At 72.3% G+C, this 8,558-nt stretch carries 8 protein-coding genes and 1 pseudogene; 5 read left to right on the top strand and 4 right to left on the bottom strand.

The annotated features are described in order from the left end of the window. Positions 1–249: 249 nt before the first annotated feature. Together ABZ854_RS36510 and ABZ854_RS36505 are read left to right on the top strand one after the other, a co-directional pair. Positions 250–759, top strand: a complete 510-nt coding sequence (locus ABZ854_RS36510) for a hypothetical protein (protein ID WP_361220181.1) — start codon at positions 250–252, stop codon at positions 757–759. Beyond that, positions 759–2,588, top strand: coding sequence for a glycoside hydrolase family 15 protein (locus tag ABZ854_RS36505; protein ID WP_361220178.1), 1,830 nt, complete (start codon positions 759–761; stop codon positions 2,586–2,588). Before ABZ854_RS36510 ends, ABZ854_RS36505 begins: the two co-directional genes overlap by 1 nt. Before the next feature lie 20 nt (positions 2,589–2,608). On the opposite strand, the gene ABZ854_RS36500 is transcribed toward ABZ854_RS36505, so the two are convergent. From ABZ854_RS36500 to ABZ854_RS36485, 4 genes are all read right to left on the bottom strand, one after another. Then, the gene (locus ABZ854_RS36500) at positions 2,609–3,349 is read right to left on the bottom strand and encodes an alpha/beta hydrolase (protein ID WP_361220176.1); all 741 of its coding nucleotides are present in this window, start codon (positions 3,347–3,349) and stop codon (positions 2,609–2,611) included. 214 nt (positions 3,350–3,563) lie between these two features. Beyond that, on the bottom strand, positions 3,564–3,845 hold the full coding sequence (locus tag ABZ854_RS36495; RefSeq protein ID WP_361220173.1) for an SHOCT domain-containing protein: 282 nt from the start codon (positions 3,843–3,845) through the stop codon (positions 3,564–3,566). Positions 3,846–4,088: 243 nt separating this feature from the next. Beyond that, positions 4,089–4,943, bottom strand: coding sequence for a patatin-like phospholipase family protein (locus tag ABZ854_RS36490; RefSeq protein ID WP_361220170.1), 855 nt, complete (start codon positions 4,941–4,943; stop codon positions 4,089–4,091). A 161-nt stretch (positions 4,944–5,104) separates the two neighbouring features. Further along, a complete protein-coding gene (locus tag ABZ854_RS36485) occupies positions 5,105–5,728 on the bottom strand; it encodes a hypothetical protein (RefSeq protein WP_206739266.1) in 624 nt (207 codons plus the stop codon). Between the two features lie 353 nt (positions 5,729–6,081). Here ABZ854_RS36485 and hemL point away from each other — a divergent pair, with 353 nt between their 5' ends. The 3 genes and pseudogenes from hemL to ABZ854_RS36470 form a co-directional block, all read left to right on the top strand. Further along, positions 6,082–7,398 (top strand): glutamate-1-semialdehyde 2,1-aminomutase, encoded by a 1,317-nt coding sequence (hemL, locus tag ABZ854_RS36480; RefSeq protein ID WP_361220167.1) that lies wholly within the window; start codon positions 6,082–6,084, stop codon positions 7,396–7,398. Between the two features lie 56 nt (positions 7,399–7,454). Next, the gene (locus tag ABZ854_RS36475; RefSeq protein ID WP_361220184.1) at positions 7,455–8,114 is read left to right on the top strand and encodes a histidine phosphatase family protein; all 660 of its coding nucleotides are present in this window, start codon (positions 7,455–7,457) and stop codon (positions 8,112–8,114) included. 157 nt (positions 8,115–8,271) lie between these two features. Beyond that, a pseudogene (locus tag ABZ854_RS36470) lies at positions 8,272–8,558 on the top strand (hypothetical protein); the annotation flags it as partial.

The following is an 8,558-nucleotide window of genomic DNA, read 5'->3' as shown; positions in this document are numbered from 1 at the left end:
TGCCGCGCTCGTGCCCCCCGCCCCCCCCCGGCGGTCCCCCGGCGCGCGGGGGGGGGGGGGGGGGGCTTCCTGCCGGTCTTGGGCGCCCCTCGCATCACCCGTTCGGCCTAACGCCTGTGGCTGCGCCGCCGGTCCGCCCCCAAGGTCGAAACCGTCGGACACGTGTCCAGCGCACCGTCCGCGAGGGCACCGCCCGCCTGGGCGCCGTCCGCCCGGACACCGCCCGGCACGCCCGAGAGGAGCACCCCCATGACCGCACAGCCCCACTCCGGAGCACCCGCCGGCGATTACGGCCGGGCCGCCCCTTCCCAGGCCCAGAGGTCGAGTCCCTGGGCCGCCGGCGGCATCACCTTCGCCGGCGTGCTGTTGCTGCTGAACGGCGTCCTGGCCATCCTCCAGGGCATATCCGCGATCGCCGCCGACGACGTGTACGCCCGCGTCGACGACTACGTCTACAAGATCAATCTCACCGGCTGGGGCTGGATCCTGGTGATCCTCGGCGCCATCGCCGTCGTCGTCGGCTGGGGCATCCTGTCCGGCGCCGCCTGGGCCCGCGCTGTCGGCATCGCGCTCGCCTCGCTGAGCCTGCTCGCACAGTTCCTGTTCCTGCCGTACGCGCCGGTCTGGTCCGTGATCATGATGGCGATCGACGTGTTCGTGATCTGGGCGCTCGCCGCATACCAGCCGGACACGGCGGCCAGGCCGGACACCGCGGGCCGGCCGGGCACCGCGGGCCGGCCGGGCACCGCGGACCGCTGATGCGCCGATACCCGCCGATCGCCGACCACGGCATGGTCGGCGACCTCCAGACGGCGGCGCTCGTCTCCTCCGAGGGCGTCGTCGACTGGTTCTGTGCACCGCGCTTCGACTCACCGAGCCTCTTCGCCGCCCTGCTCGACCACGACCGCGGCGGCCACTTCGCGATCACCGTGGACGGCCCCGACGTCACCACCCGGCAGCTGTACCTCGCCGACACCGCCGTCCTCATCACCCGCTTCCTCACCCCCGACGGCGTCGGCGAGGTCGTCGACTTCATGCCGCCGGGCCCCGCCGACCGGGCCACCGACCGCCACCAGCTGATCCGGGTCATGCGGGTGACCCGCGGCCGGGTGCGCTTCAGCCTCTCCTGCCGCCCCCGCTTCGACTACGGCCGCGCCCCCCACGGCCTCCATCTGCGGGACGGCACGGCCCACTTCGGCGGCCCCGGCATCGACGCCCACCTCCAGGTCGTCGGCCTGGCCCCCATCGAGCTACGGGCCGACGGACAGGACGTCACGGCCGCCACCGTGCTGGACCAGGGCCAGATGGCAGCCGCCGTACTCACCGTGTGCGCCGCGGGCGGCCCCGTACCCCCCGAACCGGCCCAGCCCGGCATCCGCGCGGCCTTCGACACCACCTGCGCCTACTGGTACGGCTGGATCCACCGCAGCCGCTACCGCGGACGCTGGCAGGGGACGGTCAACCGCTCCGCGATCACCCTCAAGCTGCTCACCTACGCGCCCACCGGAGCCCCGGTCGCCGCGCTGACCGCCGGCCTGCCCGAGCAACTCGGCGGCGAACGCAACTGGGACTACCGCTACACCTGGGTCCGCGACGCCTCCCTCTCCGTCCACGCCCTCTTCGGCCTGGGTTTCGTCGAGGAGGCCCACGCCTTCCGCCGCTGGATCGGCGAGCGCATGCTGACGGGCGGCACGGTCACCGGTGAGCCCCTGCAGATCATGTACCGCGTCGACGGCGACCCCCGTCTCACCGAGGAGACCCTCGGCCACTTCGAGGGCTACTGCGGCTCGGCCCCGGTCCGCATCGGCAACGGCGCCGCCGACCAGCTCCAGCTCGACATCTACGGCGAGGCCGTCCACGCCCTCACCCACACCGGCGACCTGGCCGAGTTCATGGGCTACGACGGCTGGCGCGGCCTGTGCCGGGTGCTGGACTGGCTGCTGGGCAAGTGGGACCGCCCCGACGAGGGCGTCTGGGAGACCCGCGGCGGCCGGCAGGACTTCACCTACAGCCGCCTCATGTGCTGGACGGCCTTCGACCGCGGCATCCGAGTCGCCCGGGAACTGGCCCGCCCGGCCGACGTACCCGCCTGGACCGAGGCCCGCGACACCATCCTGCGGCAGGTCATGGACCGCGGCTGGAGCCCCCGCCGCAAAGCGTTCGTCCAGCACTACGGCAGCGAGGTCCTCGACGCCTCCCTGCTCCTGATGCCGGCCGTCGGCTTCATCGCGCCCCGGGACCCGCGCTGGCTGCACACCCTCGACGCCATGGAGGCCGAACTGGTCTCCGACAGCCTCGTCTACCGCTACGACCCGGAAGCCTCGCCCGACGGCCTGCGCGGCAGCGAGGGCACCTTCTCCCTGTGCAGCTTCCTCTACGTCGACGCCCTCGCCCGCGCCGGCCGCCGCTACCAGGCCCGCTACGCCTTCGACAAAATGCTGACCTACGCCAACCACGTCGGCCTCTTCGCCGAGGAGATCGGCGCCACCGGCGAGCAACTCGGCAACTTCCCCCAGGCGTTCACCCACCTCGCCCTGATCACCGCGGCCCTCGCCCTCGACGAGGAACTCGACCGCGCCGACCACTGACGAGGTGGGCGCACCGGGCCCTAGCTCAGATGCCGGGCGAAGAACCGGGCCGCGTCGTCCCCGGCCCACGGCGGGACGCCGGTGTGCCCGCCCATGTTGGCGTGCAACGACTTCTCCTTGGAGCCGAAGGCGTCGAAGAGATCAAGGGCCGCCTGCCGGTCATTGCCCTCGTCGTCCCACTGCAGCAGCACGTGCAGCGGAATGGTGACCCGCCGCGCCTCGTCGAACGTGGCGCGCGGTACGAGACTCCCGGCGAAGAGGCCGGCGGCCACGATGCGCGGTTCGACCACCGCGAGCCGGACGCCGATGGAGATCACGCCCCCCGAGTAGGCGACCGGACCGCCGATCTCGGGCAGCGCGAGGAGCGCGTCCAGGGCGGCCCGCCATTCCGGCACCGCCCGCTCGACCAGCGGGAGGACCACGGCGTCGATGATCTCGTCGCCGACCGGCTCACCGGCCCCCATCGCCCGGCGCAGCTCGGCGCGGGCCTCCTCCAGCTCGGGCAGACGCGGTCGGTCGCCGCTGCCGGGAAGCTCGATGGTGGCCGTGGCGAAACCCTCCGCCGCGGAGTGCCGGGCCCGGCCCACCAGCCGGGGGTACATCCTGCCCAGCCCGAGATTCGGGTGGCCGAGCAGGATCAGCGGCACGGGCGCGGAGGCGGACGCACCCGCCGGCGTCCACAGGAAGCCCGGAATCCCATCGAGGGTGAACTCGCGCTCGACAACACCGTCGTCGAGTCGCTGCTCAGAAGTGAAATGCATGGTCGTGCCTTTCGGGAGGCTCACAAAACGGCGCTCCCGGACGACCTACCGCCCGACCGTGACCCCAGAGGAGAGCACCCACGTCGATACGTCCACGGGTACCACCTCCTCAACTCACTCGCACGGCCACGGAAAACGTAGCAGTGCCCACGACACCCCGCCAACGGGTTTTCCCGGCACTCCCCGCGACCCCTGCCTCAAAGCCGAGACACGGTCAGGAGTCGAGGACGCTGCGCTTCTGGTCCTCGAACTCCGCGTCCGTCAGGACGCCCTGGGCCTTGAGCTCGCCCAGCTGCTGCAACTGTTCGATCTTGCTGCTCATGTCGGGGGTCTGCGGAGCCGCAGCAGGGTACGGCGCCTGCGGCGCGGGTGGCTCCTGGTATCCCTGCTGGGCGGCCCATCGCCCTTGCTGGCGGCGGGACACGCGGTTCGATACGGCGGTGGCCGTTCCGGCGACGACGGCCGTGCGGGCGACCCCTCGGAGGAGTCCTGGCATGGCGGTCTACGGCCCCGTGTTCGTCAAGGACGTCCCGCAGCCCTAGAGAGCCACCCTCGGCGGTTTGCTCACGCCGGGCGCCTCGGCTGCGCGCGCTCCCGCGGCGGCTCCGGTCGCCACCCGCCCGACCCCGTGAACGGGCCCGGCGGCGAAGCCCCGGCCAGGGCCGAACCGGGCGATTCTCAGGGGTCAACGCCGTTTCCCGGGCTCATGTGCCCTCGGGACACGTGCCTGGGGAGGCGTTCATCCCAAGCCTTCGCGTCTGGCCGGCGGCCAGGACCCGGCCAACTGCTCGCGTGCGGCGGCGGCTTGCAGCTGCCCCGCCCGGAACGCAGGCACCCACGCCGACGGGTCCGACGGGTCCGTGCCAAGCGCCGCCGCCGATGCCTCGTCCGGGAACAGCGACACCACCGTCTCCGACCCCAGCGCGGCCAACGCTTCCTGCCCGGGAGCCTGCCGCGCCATCGACTCCACGACGACCAACGCACGCGCACCGCTCGCGAGGTCGACGTTGGTGCCTGCCCTCAGCGCGCCGTCGATGTAGTGGCGCCCGCCGATCGAGACGGGAGGCGCCGCGCCCGGGAACGCGCTGGAGGCCGCGACGGCAGCCGCCAGCGGGACGCCGCTGTCGCGATCCCAGACCACCGGCTCGCCGCCTCCCGCCTCCACGGCAGGAATGAGCAGGCGACGCTCCGTCGGCCAGGTGTCCGTGCCGACGAGTCGGCGTCGCGCCGCGACCAAGGCCTGCCCGGCCTCCGGATCGACCGCGTCGAGGGCGATCCGCCCGACCCGCCGACGGGCCTCCTCCGGTGGCAGGCCGGCACCGAGGACCGCGAAGACCTCACCCATGCGCTTCCGATCGGCCAGCGGCGGCCGGGGACCGGGGCGGCCGCTGCCCCTGGGGTCGGCGAAGTGCGCGAGACCCCGGCCGGTGGCCAGCGCGGCGCCCACGATCGCGCCTGCCGAGGTGCCGACGACCAGACTCGCCGCACCCAGGTCGACGCCCAGGCCGCGCAGTCCGTGGGCAAGTCCGCCCATCCAGGCGGTACCCACAAGCCCGCCCGGGCCGAGCACGAGCGCGCTGTCCGGTGAATGCATCGTTCCCCCATCCCCTGCATGGCGATCTCCACCTTAAAACGCACGACGGACAGCGACGTCGTGCGTCAAGTCGGTCCGGCGCCACCGGGTTATGGACCAGCCGCCGGGCAGGCCGCTGGGGTGGATGGGGTTGTGAGGAGCGTGCGGCGACGACGCGTTGCTCAGGGCCAGACAAGGCAATACGGCTGATGCCCCGCCTCATGCAGCCGGTGTGAGAAGTCCTGCCACTCGTGCAGCAGCTGGTACACGTTGAACGCGTCGCGGGGGCCGCCGCGGTCCGGGACCGTGGACCAGATGAAGGCCGCCGCGCCCACCGCTTCCTCGCCTATGCCGCGCAGCGGGTCCACGACCGTCATGGGGAGTTTGACGACCGCGTAGTCGGGGTGGAGGACGACCAGTTCCAGGGGTGGCACCTTGTGCAGGGGGACGCCCTCGATGCCCGTCAGGACCATCGCGGCCATCGTCTCCGGCTTGATCTTGGTGAACATGCCGTTCATGCCCAGCTCGTCGCCGCCGAGCTCCTCGGGTCGCATGGAGATGGGGACGCGGGCCGCGGTCGCACCGTCCGGAGCGCCGAAGTATTTGTACGTCACCCCCACCCGACCACCATTCCCGCTCGCCGGCCGCGGACGGTCGGTCCGCTCGCTCGGTCCACCCTGTGTCTGACGTGGGCCAGTCTGACGTGCCTCGCTCGATTCCTCCACGTCGCGCCGGTGCCTTCCCCGCCGGGCACGTCGAGGACCCAGGTCATCGGTCCCCTCGCCCAGTCCGCCACCGCGATGCATATCTCCACCCGACTGCTTTTCTAGGACGCGCGGGCCCCGCCGCGCAACCCGATCATCGTGTCAGTGACCTCCCCCACGGCCGCCCGCCGAAACGTGCGGTGAAACATCCACTCCCCCCGTGCGGGCAACGGGCCCGGCCGCCCGTCCGTCACTGATCCGGTCACTGATCAGTACGTGCCGGGAGGGCCGTATGTATCAGCGGGCCGGTGTCAGGTCTCAGTCTCGCAGATGGCGGGCCCCCGCCCCGGTGACACCGAGGCCGGACGCCGGTTGCCCGCCACGCGGCCTACCCTGAGGAGGTCACTGAGCAACCGGAGTCCGAGAAGTCGGAGAAGTCGCACGTCATGAGTGCCATGAGCGAAACGCCCTATCCCTACGATGCGCCCGTCTCGCAGGCGCTCTTCGACCGCGCGGCCGCCGTCACGCCCGGCGGGGTGAACTCCCCGGTGCGCGCCTTCCGCGCCGTGGGCGGCACGCCCCGCTTCATGGTGTCCGGCACGGGCCCGTACCTCACCGACGCCGACGGCCGGGAGTACGTCGACCTGGTGTGCTCCTGGGGGCCGATGATCCTCGGGCACGCGCACCCCGAGGTGATCGCCGCCGTCCAGGAGGCCGTCGCCCGCGGCACGTCCTTCGGGACGCCCGGTGAGGGCGAGGTCGCGCTCGCCGAGGAGATCGTCGCGCGCGTGGAGCCCGTCGAGCAGGTGCGGCTCGTCAGCAGCGGCACCGAGGCGACCATGTCCGCCATCCGGCTCGCCCGCGGCTTCACCCGGCGCGCCAAGGTGATCAAGTTCGCCGGGTGCTACCACGGGCACGTCGACAGCCTGCTCGCCTCCGCCGGGTCCGGGGTGGCCACGTTCGCGCTGCCCGACACCCCCGGAGTCACCGGGGCGCAGGCCGGCGACACGATCGTGCTGCCGTACAACGACCTCGAAGCGGTGCAGGAGGCCTTCCACCGGCACCCCGGTGAGGTCGCCTGCGTCATCACCGAGGCCTCGCCGGGCAACATGGGCGTCGTACCGCCGGACCCGGGGTTCAACCAGGGACTGAAGGACGCCTGCCAGAAGAACGGCGCGCTGTTCATCTCCGACGAGGTGATGACCGGGTTCCGGACCAGCCGCGCCGGGTGGTACGGCATCGACGGCGTCCGGCCCGACCTGATGACCTTCGGCAAGGTCATGGGCGGCGGGTTCCCCGCGGCCGCGTTCGGCGGGCGGGCCGACGTCATGGCGCACCTCGCGCCCGCCGGGCCCGTCTACCAGGCCGGCACCCTCTCCGGGAACCCGGTCGCCACCGCCGCGGGCCTCGCCCAGCTGCGGCTGCTGGACGACGCCGCGTACGACACCGTGAACGCCGTCTCGACGCAGATCCAGGGCCTCGTCACCGAGGCGCTCACCAAGGAGGGTGTCGCGCACCGGCTGCAGACGGCCTCCAACATGTTCTCCGTCTTCTTCACCGACCGGCAGGTGCGCACCTACGAGGACGCCAAGAAGCAGGAGTCGTTCCGCTTCACCGCGTTCTTCCACGCCCTCCTGGCGGGCGGCGTGTACCTGCCGCCGTCCTCCTTCGAGTCCTGGTTCGTGTCCACGGCCCACGACGAGCGGGCCCTTGAGACCATCGCCGACGCCCTCCCGGCGGCGGCCCGAGCGGCCGCGGAGGCCACCGCGTGAGCGACAAGGACAACAACGACAAGGACACCGGCAAGGACGTCACCGTCGTCCATCTCATGCGGCACGGCGAGGTCGCCAACCCGGACGGGATCCTGTACGGGCGGCTGCCCGGCTACCACCTGTCCGAGCTGGGCCGGGAGATGGCCGACCGGGTCGCCGAGCACCTCGCCCCCCGCGACGTCACGTACGTCGTCGCCTCTCCGCTGGAGCGGGCGCAGGAGACGGCCACCCCGATCGCCAAGGCGCACGGCCTGGACCTGGGCACCGACGCCCGGCTGATCGAGGCCGACAACGTCTTCCAGGGCAAGACCTTCGGCGTCGGCGACGGCGCGCTGCGCAATCCGGACAACTGGAAGCACCTGGTCAACCCGTTCAAGCCGTCCTGGGGCGAGCCGTACGTCGACCAGGTCGTGCGGATGATGGGCGCGCTGGACGCGGCCAAGGACAAGGCGCGCGGGCACGAGGCGGTGGTGGTCAGCCACCAGCTGCCGATCTGGATCGTGCGGAGCTACGTCGAGAAGCGGCGGCTGTGGCACGACCCGCGCAAGCGGCAGTGCACGCTCGCCTCCCTGACGACTTTCACATATCAGGGGGACAGGATCGTCTCCGTCGGCTACGCCGAGCCGGCCATCGACCTCGTACCCGTCCATCTCCGGGCCGGCGCCAAGCCGCAGAAGGGGAAGGGGACGGCCCAGGGGAAGGCGTTCGGGGCCTGACGGGCCCGGATGCGGCGGCCTGACGGCCGGTCAGCGGGCCGGCCGATCCGGTTCGCGGCATTCATCACTAAATTCATACAAATATGCGGAACCTCCCCGATCGTCACGCCCTCTCAGTGGGTGACCACCAAGCAGGCGTGACGAATCGGGGATCTCCATGCGCATAACGTCCCGGACCTACTCCCGCAGGGGCGCGCTCGCCCTCGGCGCGGGGGCGGCGGCCGCCGCCTCACTCACCGGCTGCGGGTCGTCCACCTCTTCGGACGGCGGTGGGGGCGCCGCCGGTTCCGGCCACGGCTCCGGGGGAGCGGACGGCAAGGGCGGCGGGAAGGACGGCGGTGAGCGGCCGGCCAAGCTCATCGGTGACGGCTCGACGTCGTTCACCGGCAGGCAGCCGCACCAGCCGGCCAAGCCCGAGCCGCTGGAGCCGGGGCAGACCCCGCC

Origin of the sequence: Streptomyces sp. NPDC047028 (assembly GCF_040644095.1) — a bacterium.
Lineage (GTDB): Bacteria > Actinomycetota > Actinomycetes > Streptomycetales > Streptomycetaceae > Streptomyces.
Note: the sequence above shows the minus strand (reverse complement) of the source record. Positions and strands in the feature narration are given on the sequence as shown.

What these genes read in the sequence shown, in the direction of transcription:
- ABZ854_RS36510 (WP_361220181.1), top strand. Translation starts at nt 250, where the DNA reads ATGACCGCACAGCCCCACTCCGGAGCACCCGCCGGCGATTACGGCCGG.
- ABZ854_RS36505 (WP_361220178.1), top strand. Translation starts at nt 759, where the DNA reads ATGCGCCGATACCCGCCGATCGCCGACCACGGCATGGTCGGCGACCTC.
- ABZ854_RS36500 (WP_361220176.1), bottom strand. Translation starts at nt 3,349, where the DNA reads ATGCATTTCACTTCTGAGCAGCGACTCGACGACGGTGTTGTCGAGCGC.
- ABZ854_RS36495 (WP_361220173.1), bottom strand. Translation starts at nt 3,845, where the DNA reads ATGCCAGGACTCCTCCGAGGGGTCGCCCGCACGGCCGTCGTCGCCGGA.
- ABZ854_RS36490 (WP_361220170.1), bottom strand. Translation starts at nt 4,943, where the DNA reads ATGCATTCACCGGACAGCGCGCTCGTGCTCGGCCCGGGCGGGCTTGTG.
- ABZ854_RS36485 (WP_206739266.1), bottom strand. Translation starts at nt 5,728, where the DNA reads ATGCATCGCGGTGGCGGACTGGGCGAGGGGACCGATGACCTGGGTCCT.
- hemL (WP_361220167.1), top strand. Translation starts at nt 6,082, where the DNA reads ATGAGCGAAACGCCCTATCCCTACGATGCGCCCGTCTCGCAGGCGCTC.
- ABZ854_RS36475 (WP_361220184.1), top strand. Translation starts at nt 7,455, where the DNA reads ATGCGGCACGGCGAGGTCGCCAACCCGGACGGGATCCTGTACGGGCGG.